Annotated in this window: 13 protein-coding genes; 6 read left to right on the top strand and 7 right to left on the bottom strand. The window is 39.5% G+C overall.

What is annotated here, in order from left to right; translation table 11 throughout:
• Nucleotides 1–2: 2 nt before the first annotated feature.
• From B4N43_RS19745 to B4N43_RS19730, 4 genes are all read left to right on the top strand, one after another.
• Nucleotides 3–1,322, top strand: coding sequence for a RagB/SusD family nutrient uptake outer membrane protein (locus B4N43_RS19745; RefSeq protein ID WP_075991238.1), 1,320 nt, complete (start codon nucleotides 3–5; stop codon nucleotides 1,320–1,322).
• Between the two features lie 73 nt (nucleotides 1,323–1,395).
• Complete coding sequence (locus tag B4N43_RS19740; RefSeq protein WP_286735950.1) at nucleotides 1,396–2,121, top strand: LytR/AlgR family response regulator transcription factor; 726 nt, start codon at nucleotides 1,396–1,398, stop codon at nucleotides 2,119–2,121.
• A 230-nt stretch (nucleotides 2,122–2,351) separates the two neighbouring features.
• Nucleotides 2,352–5,462: a SusC/RagA family TonB-linked outer membrane protein gene (locus B4N43_RS19735; protein ID WP_286735948.1), complete on the top strand. Its 3,111-nt coding sequence runs from the start codon at nucleotides 2,352–2,354 to the stop codon at nucleotides 5,460–5,462.
• Between the two features lie 36 nt (nucleotides 5,463–5,498).
• Nucleotides 5,499–6,983: a RagB/SusD family nutrient uptake outer membrane protein gene (locus tag B4N43_RS19730; protein ID WP_286735947.1), complete on the top strand. Its 1,485-nt coding sequence runs from the start codon at nucleotides 5,499–5,501 to the stop codon at nucleotides 6,981–6,983.
• A gap of 341 nt (nucleotides 6,984–7,324) precedes the next feature.
• Here B4N43_RS19730 and B4N43_RS19725 read toward each other — a convergent pair whose 3' ends face one another.
• Nucleotides 7,325–8,506: a PepSY-associated TM helix domain-containing protein gene (locus B4N43_RS19725; protein ID WP_286735946.1), complete on the bottom strand. Its 1,182-nt coding sequence runs from the start codon at nucleotides 8,504–8,506 to the stop codon at nucleotides 7,325–7,327.
• 1 nt (nucleotide 8,507) lies between these two features.
• Entirely contained in the window at nucleotides 8,508–10,838 is a 2,331-nt protein-coding gene (locus B4N43_RS19720; RefSeq protein ID WP_286735945.1) for a TonB-dependent receptor, read from the bottom strand.
• Nucleotides 10,839–11,124: 286 nt separating this feature from the next.
• On the opposite strand from B4N43_RS19720, the gene B4N43_RS19715 reads away from it, so the two are divergent.
• A complete protein-coding gene (locus B4N43_RS19715; RefSeq protein WP_286735944.1) occupies nucleotides 11,125–12,000 on the top strand; it encodes a glycerophosphodiester phosphodiesterase family protein in 876 nt (291 codons plus the stop codon).
• 10 nt (nucleotides 12,001–12,010) lie between these two features.
• Here the strand turns inward: B4N43_RS19715 and B4N43_RS19710 are convergent, their stop codons facing one another.
• The 3 genes from B4N43_RS19710 to B4N43_RS19700 form a co-directional block, all read right to left on the bottom strand.
• Nucleotides 12,011–12,436 (bottom strand): tetratricopeptide repeat protein, encoded by a 426-nt coding sequence (locus B4N43_RS19710; protein WP_120335308.1) that lies wholly within the window; start codon nucleotides 12,434–12,436, stop codon nucleotides 12,011–12,013.
• A 100-nt stretch (nucleotides 12,437–12,536) separates the two neighbouring features.
• On the bottom strand, nucleotides 12,537–13,976 hold the full coding sequence (locus B4N43_RS19705; protein ID WP_286735943.1) for a SusD/RagB family nutrient-binding outer membrane lipoprotein: 1,440 nt from the start codon (nucleotides 13,974–13,976) through the stop codon (nucleotides 12,537–12,539).
• A gap of 137 nt (nucleotides 13,977–14,113) precedes the next feature.
• Nucleotides 14,114–17,233, bottom strand: a complete 3,120-nt coding sequence (locus B4N43_RS19700) for a SusC/RagA family TonB-linked outer membrane protein (RefSeq protein WP_286735942.1) — start codon at nucleotides 17,231–17,233, stop codon at nucleotides 14,114–14,116.
• A 618-nt stretch (nucleotides 17,234–17,851) separates the two neighbouring features.
• On the opposite strand from B4N43_RS19700, the gene B4N43_RS19695 reads away from it, so the two are divergent.
• Nucleotides 17,852–18,274 carry a hypothetical protein gene (locus B4N43_RS19695; protein ID WP_237241996.1) on the top strand — a complete coding sequence of 141 codons (423 nt, stop codon included), beginning with the start codon at nucleotides 17,852–17,854 and terminating at the stop codon, nucleotides 18,272–18,274.
• Nucleotides 18,275–18,322: 48 nt separating this feature from the next.
• On the opposite strand, the gene B4N43_RS19690 is transcribed toward B4N43_RS19695, so the two are convergent.
• Entirely contained in the window at nucleotides 18,323–21,010 is a 2,688-nt protein-coding gene (locus tag B4N43_RS19690; RefSeq protein WP_286735940.1) for a carboxypeptidase-like regulatory domain-containing protein, read from the bottom strand.
• Nucleotides 21,011–21,304: 294 nt separating this feature from the next.
• Nucleotides 21,305–22,837 (bottom strand): sulfatase family protein, encoded by a 1,533-nt coding sequence (locus tag B4N43_RS19685; RefSeq protein WP_286735938.1) that lies wholly within the window; start codon nucleotides 22,835–22,837, stop codon nucleotides 21,305–21,307.
• Between the last annotated feature and the right edge of the window lie 99 nt (nucleotides 22,838–22,936).

The raw sequence follows: 22,936 nt of genomic DNA, 5'->3' as shown, positions 1-22,936 counted from the left end.
ACATGAAAAAGATAGTTTATTTTGGAATGATCATGGCAGCCAGTGCATTGAATTCCTGCGATAAATATTTAGATATAAAACCGGTAGGGACGGTTATCCCTACTTCGGAAAGTGATTTTAGAGGTTTAATGACAAGCAGTTATGCAAACTTTCCTGCACATAAGTCCTATTTGTCCTTGCGGACAGATGAGCTATTGTTGGATGAAAGTTCGACTGATGCCGCTAGAACCAAAGATATTTATCTTTGGAACGATCAAAATCCTGATCCGACAACAATTGCTTATCCCTATCTGACATTTTATAGTAGTATTTTTTATACCAATCAGGTCATTAGTACAATCGATGAAAAGTTGGCTAGCAATGCAGCAGTGGACCAAATCAAAGGAGAAGCTTATCTGATGCGTGCTTATGCTCATTTTGAGTTATTAAATCTCTACAGCGAGGTCTATTCGGCGAGTAATGCAGGGCTTCGGGGCGTTCCTTTATCGACAAAGATTGACCTGGAACAACGTTTTGTACCTGCGACCATTGGAGAGTCTTATGCGCAGATCCTGGCTGATATGGGAAAAGGGACAGCTTTACTGACTGTGGATGATCAGGCAAAAGGTGTTAATTATCGCTTTAGCAAACGCGCTGCTTTTGCCATGGCCTCACGCGTTCATTTATATCGCGGTGAGTGGCAAGAAGCAATTGATGCCGCTAAAAAAGCTTTGGTTATAAATGACAAATTGGTTGATCTCAATGCTGCTGGAAGCCTACTTCCGAATGATTTTGAATCAGCGGAGATGATTATGGCTTTGGAAAAAGTATCTGTTCCTGGAGTACGTACAAGTTCCTTTATTTCACCGGCCTTGTTAGACAGTTATTCTGCAGGCGATTTGAGAAAAGGTCGTTACTTCCAAAAAAGTGGGGGCGATTATGTATCCCTCAAAGGTGGGGACAACCGTTTTAATGTGAGTTTTAGAAATGCTGATCTTTATTTGACGTTGGCCGAATGTTATGTTCGTCTGGGAAATACAGCAGAAGCATTAAAATATCTGTCTGCTTTAAAGAAAAACAGATTTACCGCAGATGCCTATGCCAAAGAAACTAAGGCTGACGCAGGTTTGTCAAAGGAGCAATTACTAGATGCGGTTCTGCTGGAACGCAAGCGTGAACTGGCGCTAGAGGGATTACGGTGGTATGATCTAAAACGGACGACAAGACCGGCGATCACACACAGTAGTTTCGGCAGAACGGTAACACTGCAGCAGAACGATCCTCGTTATGTGATACGTTATCCACAGGAAGCAATCAATAATAATCCCGATCTGTTGAAATAATCTATTTTTTTAAATCCTATATATATTAATCCATTTTCTTTTTAGGAAATGGATTTTTTATTACATTCAACCCATGGGATGGAAAATACTGATTGTCGAAGACGAAGACTGGGCTTTTGTAGGCTTAAAGGAGATGTTGACTGCGCGCTATGGAGAAAGTGAACTGACCTTTACCAATGCAAAAGAGGTTCAGGAAGCGGTGGTGACAATCAATAGAAATCAATTCGATCTGATTTTTATGGATATCCACCTGATGGATGGGCTGAGCTTTGAAATTTTTAAGCAGGTATCTATCGATGTGCCGCTTATTTTTACGACGGCTTACGAACAATATGCCTTGGAGGCCTTCCAAAATAGAGGGTATGCCTATTTGTTAAAACCTTTCGACAGCGACGAGTTGACTGAGGTCATGAAACGTATCGAACCGCTACTACCTAAAGTAGAACCTCGGCTCAAACAGCGTTTTTTAGTGAAATATGGTAATTTTTTAAAGTCGCTGGCCATTGCTGATATTGCTTATTTTATGGCAGAAGACAAAGAGTTGTATGCTGTAGAAAAAGGATCTGGAATTGCATATATTATTGAAGATACCATCACTCATCTCGCTACACAGGTAGATCCAACAGTTTTTTTCCAGATCAATCGTAAATTTCTTGTTCGAATAGATGCGATTCAATCCATGTTAAAAATTAGTCGAAATAGAATCAAATTAGCGTTAATGCCCTCAACTCCAGCGGGAATTGTAGTCATTGTTAGTGAGGAACGATCTCCGAAGTTTCAAAAATGGCTTGATCAATAATAGTAAGTTAGCTTACTAAATGACTTTTATAAGCTTAGTTTTTAATTTTAAGTACTTTATTTATAGTGTTTTGTGTTTTAGCGAAACAAAATCTATTAATTCAATAGATTTTGTTATATATTTGCGTTCCAATAAAAACTACTTATTCAGTAGATTTTATTGGAATGCAAGGAGCCACTGTGTTTTTTGTATTTAATCACACTTAACTTATTTAGTAAAGCATTCTTACGATGTACGCAAAACTTAAATACATTCCTATTGCTGCGATAGCATTATCAGGTGTCAATATGAACAGGTTGTATGCTCAGCAGCGGGCTATACAAGGAAAAGTTGTTGATGCCAAAACCGGTCACCTACTTCCTGGAGTAAATGTTCGCATTTCGGGGCAAAATCAAGGAACCTTAACGAATTCAAAAGGAGAGTTTACAATCAATGTCACAGGTGACGTATTACCTGTATTGGAATTTTCTTTTGTAGGTTATGAATCTCAACAGCTAAAAGCAACAAGTACAAACTTAACATTGTCCTTGAAACCCTCCAGTACAGATCTGGAAGAAGTGGTGGTGGTGGCTTACGGTACTGCCAAACGTACAAACATAACGGGGTCGGTCAGTACGGTGAGCAGCAAAGCTATTGAAAATAGACAGGTATCAAATATTACGAAGGCCCTGGAGGGACAGGTACCGGGCTTACAGTCCGTAGCTTCCTCGGGACAGCCAGGTACTGAAGCAGCCATCCGTATTAGGGGTATCGGCTCCATTAATGCCTCCAGTTCACCTCTGATCGTGTTGGATGGTAGTCCTTATGCCGGGGATATTAACTCCATCAATCCGAATGACATTCAGTCTATCTCTGTTTTAAAAGATGCAGCATCAAGTGCACTTTACGGATCCAGAGGGGCGAATGGTGTGATTATTATTACTACTAAGTCTGGTGTGTCTTCCGACAACACCAAGATTAATCTCAATTTTACACAGGGCTATTCAACCCGTGCAGTTCGTGACTATGACCAGGTATCGACCGATGAATATTTTCAGCTCTATTGGGAAGCTTTGAGAAACAAAAACCTGTCAAATGGCCTTACAGCAGAGCAAGCGGCGTCCAACGCAAGTAAGACCGTATTGACAGATTTAAATATCAATCCGTATGGCAGTCAATACCCGCAGCCGGTCGGAGTAGATGGTAAGTTGGTTGCCGGAGCTAAGACACTATGGGATGATCCATGGACCGACGTATTGCAACGTACTGGAGTGCGTACACAAGCAGATCTAGGGTTTAGTGGTGGTAGTGCCAAAAGCACCTATTATATTTCGGGTGGTTATCTGAACGATCAGGGGATAGCGATTGAATCTGGATTTAAAAGGTACAACCTGCGCGCAAATCTTGACAGCAAAGTGAAATCCTGGTTAAATGTCGGTCTCAATATAGGTGGTAGCAGTACACAACAAAAATATCCGCAGTCTGAGGACAGCAATACGGCAAACATTATAAATTTTACGAGACTGGTACCATCTTTTTATCCATACTATGAGCGCAATGCAGATGGTTCATATGTGCTTGATGGAGCCGGAAATAAGATTTACGATTTTGGAGAATATCGTCCAAGTGGTGCAACACCACGTAATAATCTAGCTGCTTCTCTTCCTTTGGACAGAAATGATATCCGTCGGGAAAATCTATCTGCCCGGACTTATCTGGAAGTGTTGTTTTCCAAAAATTTAAAATTTAAGTCGACATATAATGTTGATTATATCAACGGGAATACACACGACTATACCAATCCTTTGTTGGGAGACGGTGTGAATACGGGCGGGTATGTTTATCGTTCAAATGTGCGTACCGTAGCGCAGACCTGGAACAATTTATTGACTTATGAGAAGCAGTTTGGCTTACATTACCTCAATGTATTGGCCGGTCAGGAATACTATGATTTTAATAGTAGCAATATCAACGGTAGCAGACAGCAATTTGTGCTCCCTTACTTTGATGAACCTGCTGCGGCATCACAACTCAATAACTTCACGGGATCAAGTGCTGGGTATAGGCTATTGAGTTTCTTGGGAAGAGCGGAGTATAATTATGATAACAAATATTATTTATCGACTTCGTTACGTACTGATGGTTCGTCGCGCTTTTCGCCAGCAAAACGTTGGGGAACATTCTGGTCTGTGGGTGGATCTTGGAAGCTGAAACAGGAAGAATTTTTGAAGGATAACACAACGATTGATCAGCTGACGGTAAGAGCAAGTTATGGTGGACAAGGAAACGATAATTTAGGTACCTATTATGCTTATAAAGGACTTTATACCATTGCAAATAGTTTGGGTAAAGGCGGAACGTATACCGGTAGGTTGGCTACACCAGATCTAAAATGGGAGTCGAACCTCAATTTGAACGTAGGTGTCGATGTATCTGCATTTGAAAACCGGGTTTCATTGAGTGTGGAGTACTTTAACCGTCGGAGTAAGGATTTGCTGTTCACCATGCCGATGGCTTATTCAACAGGCTATACGGGCTATGATGCAAATATTGGAGCGCTGAAAAATACCGGTATCGACGTGGATATTCGTACTGTACCGGTTCGAAATGAAAATTTTAAATGGAATTTAGACGTCAATCTTTCGCATTACAAAAACAAGATTACAGCTTTGCCAAAAGATAACAAACCGATCATTACGGGGAATAAGCTTTTGCGTGTAGGCGGAAGTATCTATGATTTTTATCTGCCGGAATGGGCTGGAGTAAATCCAGATAACGGTCTGCCGCAATGGTATACCGCTGATAAGGACGGTAATAAAACAGGTGAAAAAACTTCGGAATACAGTAAGGCTGGTAATTTTATTGCCGGGACTTCATTGCCAGATCTTGTCGGTGGGGTTCAAAACAGTTTCACCTACAAAAATTTTGATTTGTCTGCTTTGTTGAGTTTTAGTTTGGGTGGACAGATATTAGATAACGATTATATTCAGCTTATGCATAACGGTAATAATCCGGGACGTGCTTGGTCCAAGGAGATCCTCGAGCGCTGGACGCCTGAGCATACGCAGACCGATGTGCCTAAATTGACAACCGATAACTTGAATTGGACTTCTTCGTCCACACGTTTTCTTTACAGTGGCACTTATGCACGCCTTAAAAATGTGAGTTTGGGCTATAGATTACCTTCGGATTTATTGAAGCGGATAGGTGTAGAAAAACTTCGTGTCTTTGCAACTGCCGAAAATCTATTGACATTTTATGGTCATCAAGGAATGGATCCAGAACAGACGGTGAATGGGGCGACCTATTTTCGCTATCCGGCAATGCGAACAATCTCTGGCGGTATTCAGCTTGTTTTTTAATGCCTTATTGTTAATCTGAGAATTTAAATGAAAATCATGAAACTAAAAATTGTATATATCATCTTGGCGCTCTCTCTAGTGAATGCATCATGTAAGGATGCGCTTGAGTTGGATCCGACCACTTCTGTGCCGGAAGGTGAAGTGTTTAAAAATACCGACAATGTTGCTACGGTGATCAATGGTACCTGGAAGTATTTAAATGATACCTATTTTACTTATGCCAATCCAGGTTATACGGCGGTAATGCGTACAAGTGATGCAATGGGAAGTGATGTTGCGGTGACGACCAAATATGGTTATCGCGACGCATACGCATTTACCGAATTAACAAACAATCGTTCTAATCGCGTTAATTCTTTTTGGATAATGCTGTATAAAGTGATCGATAATATGAATAATGTGATCGCGAAAGTGGATGGAGCTGAGGGATCTGTCGAAACCAAGCATGTATTGAAGGGAAGAGCGAAAGCATTGCGCGCGTTTTCTTATCTAAACCTGGCGACTTTTTACCAGTTCAGTTATCTGAAAGATAAAAATGCCAAGTCTGTTCCGATCTATACCGAACCCAGTACATTGTCGACTGAAGGAAAATCAAAGTCAACACAGGCAGAAGTGTATGAACTTATCTTGAAAGATCTCAAAGACAGTGAAAGCTTGTTGGCTTCTGCTAGTAGAGCGGATAAATACGAAATCAATGCGGATGTCGTGTATGGTCTGCTTGCGAGAACCTATTTGCAGGTAGGCGAATGGAAGCTAGCCGCGGAATATGCTGAAAAAGCAGCTCAGAAGTATAATTTAATGACTCCGTCAGATTATCAGGCAGGTTTTAATGATCTTGGAAATAGTGAGTGGATTTGGGGACATCAGCAGACTAACGAGCAAAATGTGGCAAGTTATACATTTCATTATTTGGATGTGTCGTCAGCTGGATCTTATTACTATAGTTTTATGGCCGATCCTTATTTTAAAGATTTATTCGATACCAGTGATGTGCGTTACGCTTTATTTGAATGGGATAATTTACCTGGTCGGGAAGGTTTCCTACGGTATAAGAAGTTTAAGTTTAAGTCCAATTTAATTGGAGATATTGTATACATGCGTGCTTCTGAAATGGTTTTGATAGCGGCTGAAGGTTATGCAAGAGCTGGTGAAAACGATAAAGCGGTAGCAGCGCTGAATAAATTACGGACGGCTAGAAACGCTAAGCTGTTTTCAGGAAATGATAATGGACAATTAATTGCTGCCATTCTTGTTGAAAGACGCAAGGAACTTTGGGGTGAAGGATTTGCTTTGTCGGATATTCTTCGGACTCAGGGAAAGGTTGTGCGTAAATCCTATCTTGATGCTGGGGGAAAACCTATTCAAGTAGAAATTGCGGGTGCAGACGGTAAGCCTAAGCTGGTTAATGGTCAAGGGCACCGGGTTATTAAATTTCCTGATGGTTCTAATTTTGTAGAAAACAGTCCTTATTATTTATTTGCTATACCATACGAAGAGACGGTTCGAAATCCGAATCTTTAGTATGTTAGTTGTTGGTTTGTTATTTAAGAAATCCGGTGCACTTCTGTGTATCGGATTTTCCTTTTTTCTTGCGCGACTTTCTTTTTTGGCTGTGTGCTTTGCTTCCTTCTGTTGAAGAATGCTTCCTTTTTTTAGTGTAGCGCTGTTTGCGCTGCTTAGCGTTGGGATCTTCTCGTTTTAAAGATTGTCGTCTTTTTGTCTTGTATGTTGTTTTTTTTAGATGGTGTATCGCATTCCTATAAATTGCACAAGAGATGGTGTCGGTAAATAGGGGAAAGGCTAGTTTTCCACATTATGTTAATAACGCTGTTGAAAACCTGTTTAAAAGAAAAATACAGTTATTAACAGTACTTATTAACATTATGTTGATAACCTTTCTTTTTCTTCTTTTTGCTTTTGTTTATCCAGATGATATACCCTGTGATGGGCAAGGAAGCACAAAAGAGACTAACTAGGCAAGCGATAATTTTTGTTGTGAGTCCACCGATGCCACCGGTATGAATATCATAGTTAAGTGCACCGAGCTTATCCCCATACTGCAATTCGTTGCTGGATTTGACTGCTGTAAGACTGCTGTCTTCTTTATTATAATAAAGCCAATCAAATACACCGCTTCGTTTTTCATGATGTCTCACCTGTATATCCATTGCTGTTTCGGTTTCTTTTTTTAGTCGGATCGACATCATTTCAGCATCCGGATAATTTGTCAGGGCATACCGTAGCGCATTGTCCTGAAATTTCTTTTCCACAGGGGGCAAGGGTATAGGGGAGCTGCGTGTGGAAGAAGCTGTTGGCGACTGCAATAAATTGAATGTTGCGATATAGGTCTTTTTGAAATCCGGAAAAGCAAATGCGAGGCCCGTAATGGCAAAAATCAATCCGATAAATAAACTGTAAAATCCGATGACATTGTGGAGGTCGTGGTTCAGTCGCTTCCATTTTACTTTGGTATCTAACCAAAAACTGCGCTTAAGATTCTTGCCCTTCCATTTTTTTGGCCACCAAAGAACAATGCCACTAAGTAAGATAAGGACAAAAATGGCCGTTGACCAGGCGACGATAGGATGGCCATATTGCTTGCCCAAGAGGAGGTTTAGGTGAAGCTGAAGCACCAGTTGAAAGAATTCTGTTTTTGAATTTTCTACTTGCTGTACTTGACCAGTATATGGATTGATGAAAACGCGTTTGTAATAGCGGTAATAATTCCAATGGCCAAATGCTTTTTCGTCCGTTTTTATGGCACGAAATACCCAGGTACGATTCTTCGAAGGATAGAGATCAACCCGCGTGATTTTTTGATTTTTTTCGAGGCTTTTCTGTGCGCTGTAAAGAAGTGTGCTTAAAGGTAGTGGAGTTTTTGAGTGGTTGGTTGTGTCGGAGATAAAATATTTTTCAGGATAAGCCCAGAGCTTGAGCTCATCCTGAAAAGTGTATATGCTGCCCGTCAGGCTTAGGATGAATACCACAACTCCGGTGATGATTCCGAGCCATTTATGCAACCAAAGAATGACAGTTTTAAACATATTAGAATTTGTAGTTGATGTTAAATGAGGCCAGCATACCTTGTCCTTTGACGTATTCTTCATTTAAGGCACGATATTGACTGACAACAGGGTAATAGTTTTTATTGAATAAGTTCTCTACCCCCATGCCGATAGACCATTGTTTGTTTACTTGGTAATTTCCATTTAAGTTAAATAGGTCAACAGTCTTAACGGGGCCTTCGCTGTTTTTGTATACGCCTTTATCGTTTGGAAGAAAGCGATCACGTGATCCGGTATGCACCCAAAAGAGCTGAAAGGTTAAGGGTTTTATCGGAGTATAGTAGATGTATCCCGTTGCTTTGTCTGGCGAGATACGTGAGCCATTGAGGTAGGATTTTGATCCATCTTCTTTTTTTGACTTTCCTTCCACATAGGCATAGGTTCCACCGATGGTCAATTGAGGCGAAATATTAGCGCTCAATGCAATTTCGTACCCATACACATCTTCTGGAAGGCGTTGTGGCATCAGGTAACCACCAATGTCCACCAGTTCAACGCCCATTTTGGAAGTACTGTAGTAATAAGATGCTGATAGCTGGAAAATGCTGTAATTGCTTGAGAATCCGATTTCGTAATTATTAGTGATAATAGGGTCGGTTTTTAGGCTATCTAAATCATTATCTGTTGCCCGACGTACAATACGGCCGAGTTCATTGATTGCGAAACCTTGTGAGAAACTTACGAAGGGATTAAAGATCGCGAATTTGTTGTAACGCAAACCTGCATTGAAGGTCGCTCCTTTGTAGGGGATATTACCTCCTTTTACGGCAATACTTCCTTCGTTGTTGGGCCCTGTAGCAATGGTATTGAAATCCTTTATTTTGACTGTTGCATTTTCATAACGTACACCGCCTTTAAAGATTAAGTTTTCTAGGAAATCAATTTTTACTTGGGCGTATGGAGCAACGTTTAACATGTTCATATAGGGAATATAGACCCTGCCGTCGGTCAGATTTTGATCTGTTACATCATTTAGTAAATCTACACCGTAGGTGATATCTGCATTTGAACCCAATACCTGAAAAGGTGTGTTTAGGTTAACGCGTAAGCCTTTTTTCTCCGAATTGATCTGTGTTTGTCCCGGACCATACCATGCAGAAGCTTTCTCAACATAACGGTTCATGGATCGAAATGTATTGTAGTATGCAGAAGCAGTTAAAGATGTCGACGCGAATAGATTACTTTTAGTATAGGTCAACATGGCATTGTGGTTATACGGAGTTCCAGCAGGTTTACCTGGATCTTCGCCTTTCACGCCTATCGTTGGCGTTTGACCATATACACCTGTTTGGCTGATGTATCTATTGTGTTGGTTACTTCGATAGAAGTTGTACACTGCTGTGATATTGGAGCTACTATCGATACGGTACCCTGCTTTTAGAAACGCATTGTATTGATAGGTGTTCGAAAGACCGTCTGTCTGACCAAGGGGAACTCCGTCGCCATCGCGTTGCAGGCCAACATAATCGGCGGATCCACTGACGGTATAATTCCATTTATTTTTTTGTCCGTATAAGGTTTGTCCGATGCGATAGCCCATAGTACCGGCGCTATGAACTGGATTGAAAGTAGTTCTAAGACTTGTGATCCCTTGTATCGGAGCAGCGTCTTTCGATGGATTGCGTGTAATGTAGTTGATAATACCACCTGCGGATCCATTTCCATAGATAGATGTAGCACCTTTGATAACCTCAACCCGTTCGATGACACTCGGGTCAATGGTCCGAAGATCACGTTGTCCATTCATCAAAGGCGTTGATTGTGGAATACCGTCGATCAAAACAAGCACAGATCTCCCACGAAGTGTTTGTCCGGAGTTTGTCGCTTTATTGGTCGATGTTCCAAGACCGGGAACAGTATTCCCTAAAATTGTTGAAAGATTGGTGCTGATTTGGCTTTGGGCCTCAATTTCTTTTGTGGTCAAGATCGTTACTGAAGAAGGAACAGTGGAGATGCTTTCCGGCTTACGTCCTGCTGTTACGATAATCTCATCTAACACTTGGGTAGAATTAAGCTGAACTGACAATGGACGTTGAACGGTATCTAAATTGACCATTTTTTCAACCGTTGAAAAGCCTGTGTATGATACCCGCAATTGAATCGGATTATTCAAAGGTCTTTTGGCAAAAATGAATTGTCCAAGTTGATTAGAATAGCCGACGCTTTTTCCGTCAACTTTGATATTCGCTTGGCTTAATGGTTTATTGTCTCTGTCTTTTACGATAAGGGATAATTCTTGTGCATGTAGCTGAGCACTTAAAAGCAAAAGAATTCCACTGCTGAACATCATATATCGTGTTCTGTTTTTCATGGTAATTTATTTAGATCAAATATAAATTAATGCGCAAATATAGTTTATTTTATAGTTGTGCCAACAGCTATATTATATTTTTTTTTAATTTTTAGAGATGGTATACAGTGATTTTCAGGTACATTTTGCCACAGTGGATGAGTTTGATCTGCTAGGCTCATGTTTACAGACTAGCTTGTTTACATGAATTGAATGTTTTGTTAAAGATTTATTGATCTTGGATGATTAGTTTAGCATGTTGTTTTGTGTATCAAAGGCTTAAGAATTTTAACGTAATTATAAATCCATGAGAAGAACATTTTTCACTTTTTTTCTTTTTGTTTCGTCGTACTCAGTAGTCGTCGGACAAAAAATCCATTCACTTGAGTTTGCTTCTCCAAAGGCGATGCGTGATTATTTTACCTATGCTAAAGATAAAAAAATTGTAAGTGGTCATCGGGGAACGATGGAGGCTGAACTTCCTGAAAATTCGATTGCGGCATTTGAAGCCGTATTACGAAAAACACCGGCTATTTTTGAAATCGATCCGCGTTACACCAAGGATAGTGTTGCTATTTTGATGCACGATGCGACATTGGATAGAACCACAAATGGAAAAGGAAAAGTATCTGACTATACCTGGGATGAACTGCATAAGCTGAAATTAAAGGATCAGGCTGGAAATATTACCCGGTATGGTATTAACACACTTGATGAAGTCATTCAATGGGCAAAAGGTAAAACCATTCTGAACTTAGATAAGAAAGACTTGCCATTGGCGGCCACAGCAGCAATACTAAAAAAATACAATGCCTACAGTTGGGTGTGGGTTACGGTACATAATACTGAACAGGTAGCGTTTTATTTGGCGCAGAATCCAGAACAGTATATGTCCATGCATATTAAAGATCAGGCTGCATTGGAAAAATTTAAATCCTCTGGATTACCCTACGACCGTATGATTGTCTATATTGGGCCAGAACTAAAGGATTCTAATCAGGCAATGTATCAATTCTTCAACAACAAAGGTGTGATGTGCATGATTTCAGCGGCGTCTACCTACGATAAGTTGAAGACAAAGGCAGAACGCACCGAAAAGTATAGGGCCATATTTGCGGAAGGAGCCTCCATTCTTGAGTCGGATCTCCCTATGGAAGTTGGTGAAGTAATCGATTCGTTTTAACGGATTATGATCAATCCAAATCGATATTGTCATCTAAAAATTTAAGATACTTAGGCGATTCATCTTCGAAAATGTCTCTTCCTTCCATCATATAGGCGCGAAGAAGATATTCCTGGGCAGACTCGCTATTGTTGTCTTCCAAATAGCACTGTCCTAAGCGTAGCATGATAAAAGGGTTTTCGTAGGCATTTTCGATAATGTTCTGTTTTGCTTTTTCAAAATGGGAAAGGGCATTGTCAAAATCGTCCAGTAAGAAAAAGGCATCTCCTATGGAAGCTTCGAGCCAAAGACTTTCCGCATGAACATGTTGTGGACTAGGGACTAGATCAAGTGCTTCGGTCCACACCCGGATCGCCGCCTGATAGTTGCCTTCATCACATTGGATGTTTCCTTCCTCGCTAAGTTGGTCTATTCTGTCTAATGTTTGATCGTCCATAACATTTTATTCTTTAGAGTGCTATACGAAGATAAGAAATCTACAGAAAAAAGCGGAAAAATAACTTCTTCCGCTTTTTTAAAATTGTTTTAACCTACATTTATTCTACATCAAACCACAATTTAGTGAGTAAAGTATTGCTGCCCTGACGTGCGATTGCTTCCTTATAGCTCGTTCCGTTGAGTGATTGTTCGGTTCCGGGATACAGAAACCGCAAAGGAATTTTGCCGTTTAAAGCCCCGGCCTTCGCAGGCGTTAATTGCGGATAATCTAACCGACGCCATTCTGCAAAGGCTTCTAAGCCCTGTCCGTACAAGGCAATCCACTTTTGTTCCCCAATGGATTTTTTGTAGCGGTTGGAATCGAACTTAATGGCTGTCTGGCTGAGGTAGCTAACGATTTGGTCATTGCCAATGTTGTATTGTTCCAAAGAAGCACGGATTGCCTTTTGGTAATAATCTGCTGCATCACCTGTGATAAATCCTCTGCTCACTGCTTCGGACAAACCAAAAAGTGTTTCCGAAAAGCTTAAGATTACTGCTGGAGCATGTGGATCTCTAAAATAGATACCTGGTCTTGAAGTGCGAGCGAAGCCCAAGTTACTAGCGTCACTTGCCGTTAAACCATTTGGTACTCCGATATATTGTTCTGGCGTTGAGGTAGTGGTCGTATCGGCATAAATACCCAAACGCGGATCGTTGAGTGAGCGCAGTTTGTCGACAATTGTCTTACTCACTCTATAGTCCTCCCGTGCTTCAAACGATGCACTGACCGGATTGCGATAGGGTGCGTCGCGGTAGATAAGCTGTGCATTGTCTGCATTTGAGGTCAAATATCCACTTCCCTCTGCGGCAATCTCCTGTAATGTTGTTTTGGAGAGATTTGGTAATCGATCTGCGATACGTAAAGCAATGCGTAGACGAAGTGCATTTGTAAAACGCTTCCATTGCGCGATGCTACCATTATAAATAATGTCTCCTTCAATATTTTTTCCACTCGGATTTAATAAAGCCTGAGCACTTTTCAGATCGTTTAATAAGCCTGTGTATACTTTCTCTTGCGTATCGTAATGCGGTGTAAGATAGACGTCAATGTTTCCGGCTTCTGTGTAAGGTATTTCGCCATAAGCGTCTGTAAGTAAAGAAAATACCCAGGACTGTAGGACGATTGCTACCCCCTTATAGTTGTCATTTCCTGTGTTTTCCGCCAGTTTTTGAATGATTTTCAACTGACTTATGCTTTTCGAATACCAAGTGGACCAACCTTCGTTAAAATCATTATTTGTAAAGATGTAACGGTCGGGATCAGTATATTGTATTCTCGCCCAATGTTGAACAAATAAAAGGCTAGACGCGAGGTTGTTACTTATACCCCAGTAGCTATCTGTTGTCGTCTTAATTGTACTGGTTAGCAGGTAGGCAGGCTGAGGAGTTTCCGCTTCATTCTGATTTTGGTTTACTTTTGCTAACTCGTCTTTACAGGACGTCGTTAGACCTAGTAAGAGAAAAAGTCCTGCTATATGTTTGCTATTTATTTTCATTTTCTAATCGTTATTTGTTTATCAATTATCTGTTATCAACTGTACTTGTGCCTTATTTGCTTTGTAGATGTTGATTGCCAGTTATTTGTATAAATCCGTAAGTTTTGTTCTTTTTTTAATTCGATTGTTCCATTTTCTTAAAACTTCAGGTTCAAATTGAAACCAAAGCTTCTCGTAGTGGGCAATTGCAAACTTTCCAAACCTTGGGCATTTCCTGTATTAAAAGCTGTTTCCGGATCAATATTGGGGGCATTCTTATGAATAATCCACAAATTACGACCTACTAAAGAGAAAGATGCTCCCTGAAAACCAATTTTGGAAATCCAGCGATTAGGTAATTGGTAGCCTAATTTTACTTCGCGTAATTTGACATAAGACGCATCGAATACATTTGCTTCATTGGTTCTGTATAATGTTTTATAATATTGTTGTGCCGAAACAACTTTTGTATTTTCTGAGCCATCTGCATTCACACCATCTGCAATGATACCGTCATCGTATGTTATACCGTTCAGGGTATAGCTTAAGCCACCATGTTCAGCATCTCTTCCAGGAAGGGTAGAGGCTAATACCCCTGTGCCTGTACCTGTGGCATTCGTGCCAGAATACAGTTTTCCACCATGTTTGATGTCGATCAAAAAGCTCAGATCAAAATCTTTGTAACGGAATTGATTGGTAATTCCACCTAACCAGTTCGGTGTAAATTTTCCAAAATAATGGTTGACAGGGTCAGTAGCAGGAGTCCCATCTGCATTGACAATAATACGTCCAGCTTCATTTCTTAAAAAGCCGGTTCCATAGAGAGTTCCATAAGGTTTTCCGACTGCAGCCAAAACCTGCACCGTTCCCGAAGAACCGATCGTATAGCTTTGTAGCAACCCCGCATCGTCTAATTCTACCACTTTACTTTTATTTGTAGCAAAATTTACATTGATGTCCCATTGAAAATCCTGTTTTTTTATCGGGGTAACTCCGAGTTGAATTTCCAACCCTTTATTGTTGATTTTTCCGGCGTTGACTAGTTGTTTTTTGTAACCAGTTGAAGGGCTTACATCGACGCTTAGGATTTGATTGATACTATTGATATTGTATAAACTTAGATCCAAACGTACCCGACTTTTGAGGAATGCCAACTCGGTACCTAATTCAGTAGAGGTTGTTGTTTCCGGTTTTAAATCTGGATTTTTCTTAATGTCATTGACCGATAATTGTGGACTATTTCCGTAAGGAGCGCTAAAAAGATAAGAATCGATCAAGTTGAACGGATCGGTATCTTTACCTACTTTAGACCATCCTCCACGTAATTTCCAAAAAGAGAGTACATTGCTTTGAATGGAGAAAGCATCTGTCAGTACGATACTTGCGTTTGCTGATGGGTAGAAATAAGATAGATTGTCAACAGGTAGGGTTGAGGACCAATCATTACGTGCCGTCAAATTCAAAAAGGCATAATTTTTATACCCCAATTGCGCGGAAGAAAAGATGCTGTAAGCTTTCAAAGGACTATATTCACCTGTTGAAATTAAAGCATCTCTTGAGTTTGCCAGTGTATATACATCTGGTACTGCCAAACGCGGTGCCTTCTGGTTATTCCTTTGTCGGGACTGGCTTCGTATGTTTCCACCTCCTAGGATATCCAATGTGAAATCATTGGAAAGGGGACGGTTATAATTCAGCGTAAACTCTGTATTATTTTCATTTACTGTGTATGCGTCCTCTTCGTAAGATCCATAGGGCGTACCATTCGTGCCATATGCGATCCTAATTTTGCGTCGATCTGTATAATAATCGTTGCCCGTACGGAAGTTTGCCGTCAAATACTTATTGATTTTATAGTTCAAACCAATATTGCCAAAAATGCGGTCGCGTTGTTGCTGAACCGTATTCTCTTCCGCAATGAAATACGGGTTGCTATAATAACTATTGTTCCAATTGACTAGATTGCCGTTAGCATCCCGATAATTTTTTAGACGCGAAACATCCACTTGTCTTCCAAACCATGTAAATTGTAACATGTAACCATTAGAACGGAAACCACCTACACCAGGTAAATTACCAGAATTCGTACGCACATAGTTTGCATTAGCAGTAAGTGTTAGATCTTCTGTGATTTTATAACGGGTATTGATATTGAAATTATTTTTTTCAATAGAAGAATTGGGAACAATCCCCGTTTGATTGCTGTTATTATAGGAGAAACGGTAATCAATCTTCTCAGTCGCATCGGCAATTGAAATGCCATTATTTAAGGTTCTTCCCGTGCCAAAGAAACTCCTGACGTTATCCGGGTGTGCTACGAATGGCACGGCTTCACCATTGGAATAAAACTGAGGAATCAGTCTGCCGTCCATCTTTGGACCCCAGCTTTCGTCCACACCATCATTGATACCCCCGCCCTTGCCATCTACATAGCTGAATTTTCCATCGGCACCCTGTCCAAAAACATTTTGATAATCGGGTAAAACGGCGAGTCGTTCGATTGTATTATTTGAATTGATGTTTATTCCCAGTCCTTTGCGTTTTTTTCCAGATTTTGTCGTAATCAAAATTACCCCAGCAGCGGCCCTTGAACCATATAATGCAGCAGCATTGGGGCCCTTTAGTACACTGATCGATTCAATATCTTCACTGTTGATGTCTGAGATTGCATTGGCATAATCCCGATTACCGCTCGTACCCAACTGGGAATTATCAACGGGGGTTCCGTCGATCACAAATAATGGCTGATTATTTCCTGCAATTGATGTTTCTCCACGGATAATAATCCGGGAGGACCCCATATTACCTTGACTATTTGTGACTTGAACACCTGCAACCTTTCCAGCAAGTGAATTGACTAAATTACTTTCTTTTGCTTCGGAAAGATCCTTTCCTTTCAGCTCCTGAATAGAATATCCCAATGTCTTTTTTTCTTTCGAGATATTCAATGCCGTCACAACAACTTCGTCCAGTTGAGAAGTCGTTGGCAGAAGTTGAACCGTGGTGAAACCTGTAGTATTGGTTTGAACAGTCTTAGTTTCAAAGCCAATATATTGAATGCTGATGTTAAGTGAGCTTCCGGTCGAAGGGAACTCAAATAGTCCATTTACATCTGTTTGAACCTGTTTTTTACTGTTTGTTTCGGTAACTGTAGCTCCTTGAATAGGATTATTATTGTTGTCGACTACCTTTCCTTTTATAGTGGTTTGTGCGTATAGTGCGCTAGTACTAAGACAAAGCGCGGCCATTACGACAAAATTTATGTTGTTTTTTGCCATACTAATTATAATAGTGAGTTTATTGTTTGAGTTGGGTTATAGGAGATATTTGAAATTTACCTGTAAAAACATCCCCTTAGGACATTCGTTTTTTAAGGATATTATCTGTATGCTGTTTCATGTGTTAAAAAATGTTAATGCAAATATATAAAATCTACCTGATAACTATACTTTGTTTTTTTGTTTTTTGTAATTTTTGAGTCAGAATGATAAGATACGGTCTTTATAGGTGAGGAGTAGCTGGGGCAGCAAGTTTTTTTTCTTTTCGGAATATCTTCTTGTTTTCTTTGCAATATGTTGCCTGTCAGAATATTGATTGGTAGGTGCGAATCGTAAACGACAACGCACGGATTGTAAATCCTTGTATTTTCGAATAAGAAAGGGCAATGTTCTTGTGTGTCCATGATAGTGAATTAAAACGTTAACACGATGATTCTTGTTGGCACAAGAACAAAAGTTTTAGCTAATAAATCGCAATCGGCAATCGGCAACTGCGATTATTGTGGAACAGTTCAATCCCTTTTTGCCTACAGGCAAATTAAATATTTCCATGTTTTTTGGATACCCGTTTTTCTCTATAGTTCGGAGGTCATTACCATTTGTAATCATTGCAAAAAGTTGAGTTACCAACGTGAAATCAACCCACAAACACTTCAGGCCATATCTTCGGGAGCTATCCGTAAAACACCTTTTGGATATTTTGCGGGCTTAGTTCTGATTGGGCTTTTTGTATCTGCTATTGTTATAGCAGGAATTTACGGTGCAAAAAAGAAGGAGAAATACCTGAAAGATCCAAAGGTGGGTGATGTGTATGAGGTTTCCTATACAAAAGATGGAAAAACGATGCGTACGCTTTATCGTATCGCCAATTTAACGACCGACTCTGTTACCTTTGACCTAAACGATTATGAAGCAGATAGCCGAAAGGATCTACGCAAATTGCGGGAGCAACATGCAGATAGCTATTCTGAAAAGCAACGTTTATCGCGTGCTGAACTTGAAGAAATGAAAAGTAAGATATCGAATATTGAAAGATTGTAATGATCATTTTTATTGTTGTTATAAGCAAGGTTCAGCTTTTTACCAGATCTATTTCTTTGTTTTGATAATATTAAATTTATGGACATAGCCCAACATAAAATATTGTTTCAATGTAAGTGAATTCCTAAAATATGTTACGTTGCCTTGACTGCCCCAATAATTTTGGGTATTCTGATTCAATATATCAAAGCCGGTCAATTTTAGCTGTGAATTATTTTTAAAGGTATAATAGACAGACGCATTTAAGATATGGTAGTTTTTTCTGCCGCTCAATCCGCTAGCCCGGTTATCTAAGGAGTATGTTGATTCCAGCGAAAATCCGTGGATCGGATTAATATTCAATCCTGCACCAATTTTACGGATTGAAGAAGTTGATTCAATAAAGTCGGGGTTATCTTTTACCGAATTTATGTTCTTGTTCCAAGAATAGGTATACTGTGGTGATATCGTCACTAGGTTTTTCCACGTCGCGGAAAATTGTTGGCTGGCATTGATCCCTATATTGGTCCCTTTATTATCAACATCATTAATGGAACTATAATTTTCATAGGTATAGATACTGTTGTTTTGCGATAGATAGAATGACCAATTTTTACTGGCTTTTAGGTTGTATCTCAGGTAAGTATAGGCACTATAGTTATATTTTGAGCCAGCGAGAAACATCTGGGTGGTCATTTGTCCTGTATTGTTGTTTCGCCAGCTACGGGACCCGATGCTGTTATTGACATAATTGATATTTCCATTTACATTAAACTGTAACTTCGACGTATACTTATAGTATGATATACTGACATTCTGTTTTTCGATATTGTTGAATATAAAGGATGTCTTTCGTGTATATAACGGATTTAAATCCAAGACGAGCTGCTGAATTCCATAGAGCTCGGGGGACTCGAGATCTTTATACCAGCCGAGGTTTAGATCTTTATAACGGATATTAATATTGGGCAACCAGTAGCCTAAAGATGATTTCTCGACAGAGTTGATTTTAAGTAAATCAAAATGATTTACCTTTACTTGATAGGCTGTTCCAAACTTTACGTTAAAATCTTTGGTGGGTCTCCAGTAAACTATAATACCGGTAATATAATCCTGGTATTTGTAACGATAGCTATTTTCATAAGGAGCTGCATGCATTTCTCCAGTGCTGTCGCGGTTGATATATACACTTTCCTGTGGCCCTTGGCGGTTAGTGACATAGGTGAAGTAGTAGTCAAAGTTTAGTTTTTTAATTATTTTATTATAATAGGCTGCACTGAAATATAGGTTGTTGGAATTATTTTGTGTTCGGTTTTTATACCATAAACTAGTCCGCGGCTTAGCTGTGTCATATATATAGGTGTTTTGGAAGGACGTATCGGTCTTTTCATTTGTATTGATGGAAATCGTATTTCTAAAAGATACGATGTGGTTTTTATTGAGTTGTTTTTCGATATAGAATCCATGTGAATAATTCAGGGTATTTTCCTTATTTCCGCCCGTACCTGTTGCGTCATTTAATTTTTTGAGATCCGTATAGGAGCGGTTCATTCCGAAGGTTGAATTATTTTTTGAATTGATACCCAAATTCGGTGTAAATTCAAAATAGGCTGTTGTATCCATGCGATGTCGGAGGAGGGTTTTGAGATTATGCCCTACAGATTTCTCCTGTTGCTGGTAATCGGATGCTGAATATTGTTTTTCCTGATCGTATAAAGAGATTTGATTGCCGGTATTTTGATTTTCAGCTTTATTATATTTCAGCATGTACATGATGTTCAGCTTGGTCTTCTTTCCCCAGTCATTGTTGAGATTAAAGCCCAAGCCAATATCGTTGGCTTTACCCGAATAGTTCCTACCTCCAAAATTATCAAATCCATAGTTTTCGGCACGTCCAAGTCCAGCTTCTTGGTTCAATTCATTGTAATCAAAACTCTGGCGGTTAATGTTATTTCCAAAACCGAGGAAACTCAGCTGTAGTGTGTCCTTAAATGTATTGAATAAACCACCGGCCTCATACCTGCTCCTTGTACCTGCACTACCATAAAGTTTACCAAAACTGGCCTTGAGAAAATCTTTCTTAAATTTTAGGTTAATCGTAATCGGCAGTTTATCTTCGTCTTCGTTATCTTTTTTTGTTTCGCCCTTATCACGGTACACCTGTACTGTTTTGATAAGAGAAGCATCCAAATTTCGTGTGGCAATACGTACGTCACTCGAAAAGAAATCCTTGTCGTTTACTTTTACTTTTGAAACCTCTTTCCCTTGATAGTAAATAGAGCCATCCATATTAACCTGAAGACCAGGTAGTTCTTTGAGTAATTCCTCTACGTTGGCGTTTGGACGAGTTTTGAAGAAGTTGGTGTTATATTCTAACGTATCTTTATTCATCCGTACGGGGGGAACAATATTGATGACTACTTCATCGAGGCTTTTCGAGTCGAGCTTTAAGCGAGCGAAATCATAATTTTCTCCGTTAGGTATAGTAAATTCCTTACGAAAAGGATTTGCATTGACATGTGAAATAAAAAGCGTTAATGCGGTCCCTGTGGGAATTTTAACAAATTCAAATTTACCTTTTGTGTCAGTAAGGAGGTAGGAAACTACGGAAGAGTCTTTTGAATTGAGAATCGTTACAGTTGCTTTTTCTAATGGTTCCGCATTTTGAGAAAATACAGTCCCAAGAACTTTGCCCTTCGATTGACCTAGAACTATATTTGTGGTGAGTAATAAAATTAAAAATAAGTAAATTTTCATAAAATTAAGTACGCATGTCTTGGCTATATTGGTGATTAAAATGATTTTATGTAAATCATTTTAGTACTATATTAAAGAAATGAAAATTATACTATAAATGAAAATTTATTTATAAGACAATCGATTGCGGATTCTATTTATTGCAATTTTTTTAAGATTATGTGTCTGCAAAACAACCTATTTACAATGAGCTATTGGACTTAACTATATAGGCAGCATTTCAATAAACATTTCGAAGAAACGTATAGCAATAAAAAAAGGGTATCCAATAAATCGGATACCCTGATGGCATAATTAGTCGATGTTGATTTTGTAAATAGCTTCTGCTTCTTTGTCATCAAATTGGCGCATTTGTGTGATCAGTTTCTTTTTCATCAGTTTGACGACGCTTTGATAGGTAGGATCCTTGTAAACATTATGGAGTTCACTGGGATCCTTTTGAAGGTCAAAGAGTTCCCAATTTTCGATTCGTTTATAATAGCGGATCAATTTATAACGGTCATCACGAACACCAAAATGGGGGCTCACGGCATGTTCTCCATTTTCAAAATAATGATAGAACAGCTCTTTTCGATGTTCCTCTTTGTTATTTTTCAGGACATGTACAAAAGATTCACCTTGCATGTCTTTCGGTTTTTTGATAGCAGCTAACTCCAATAACGTGGGAGCGATATCAGCGTTGACAATTTTGGCGTTTATGGTCGATTTTGCGCGTAATAGGGCTGGGTACCGCATGACCATTGGGGTACGAAAAGATTCCTCATACATCCAACGTTTGTCGAACCAACCATGCTCACCCATATAAAAACCTTGGTCTGAAAGATAGATTACAATTGTATTTTCACTGAGTGATTTTTGATCCAGATAATCTAGTACTTTCCCTATATTGCGGTCCATAGATTGGGCAGTATTGAGATAATCAATCATATAACGTCTGAACTTCCATTCTGAAAGTTGCTTGCCCGTCAAATTACCTTGCTTTAGTTGTTCATAAATGGGCCGATAATAGGTGATATAGCTATCCTTTTGAGCTTGGTTCATCCGCTTGAAGTTACCGTCGGCCATCATGTCTTCCAACGAATTGAACATTTTGAGATCGTAGCCCATTTTCATGTCCTTGTCAATGGACATTTCCTGCAATGCGGCTGCAGGTCTACTTTGGTAATTGTCGTAGAAAGTAGTGGGTAAGGTGAAATTTACAGTATCGTAGCTGCCGAAGTCCTTTGGATCTGGCATCCAGGTACGGTGTGTGGCTTTATGACCGATGACTAGACAAAATGGCTTATCAGCGTCTACCGTATCGAGCCAATCAATAGCTTTTTCGGTTACGATATCGGATACATACCCTTCAGTGCGTTTGCGGCCCTCTTTGCTGATAAAATCTGGATTAAAATAGGTCCCCTGTCCAACAAGAATATCATAATAGTTGAAACCCTGCAGTTTGTCTCCTAAGTGAATTTTACCCACCCAAGCGGTATTGTAACCTACGTTTTGGAGCTGTTTCACAAAAAGATCCTGACTAAAGTCGAATTCAGAAGTTTCATTGTCTTTGAATCCATTTTTATGGCTGTATTTACCCGTTAATAATGTCGCTCGGGATGGTCCGCAGATCGAATTGTTGACGAAGGCATTTTTAAATAGGGCACCCTGAGCAGCGATGCGGTCTATCTGTGGTGTTTTCCCATATTTCGAACCATAGGCACCGATTGCTTGATAGGCATGATCATCGGAAATAATGATGATGATATTAGGCTTTTTTTGTGCAGAAGCATTTTTTTTATAGAGAAGTGTTGCGATTACGGCAAATAAAAAGATGCTGAGTTTCATTGTGTTTTTTGGTTTAAATTGAATGTATCAAGCTTTTTTAAGCTATGCTATTTGAAAATAGTGTAAATTTCACGATGGTGATAACGCTGACTAAGATAA

The organism is Sphingobacterium sp. UBA1897 (genome assembly GCF_002337775.1).
Lineage (GTDB): Bacteria > Bacteroidota > Bacteroidia > Sphingobacteriales > Sphingobacteriaceae > Sphingobacterium > Sphingobacterium siyangense.
Note: the sequence above shows the minus strand (reverse complement) of the source record. Positions and strands in the feature narration are given on the sequence as shown.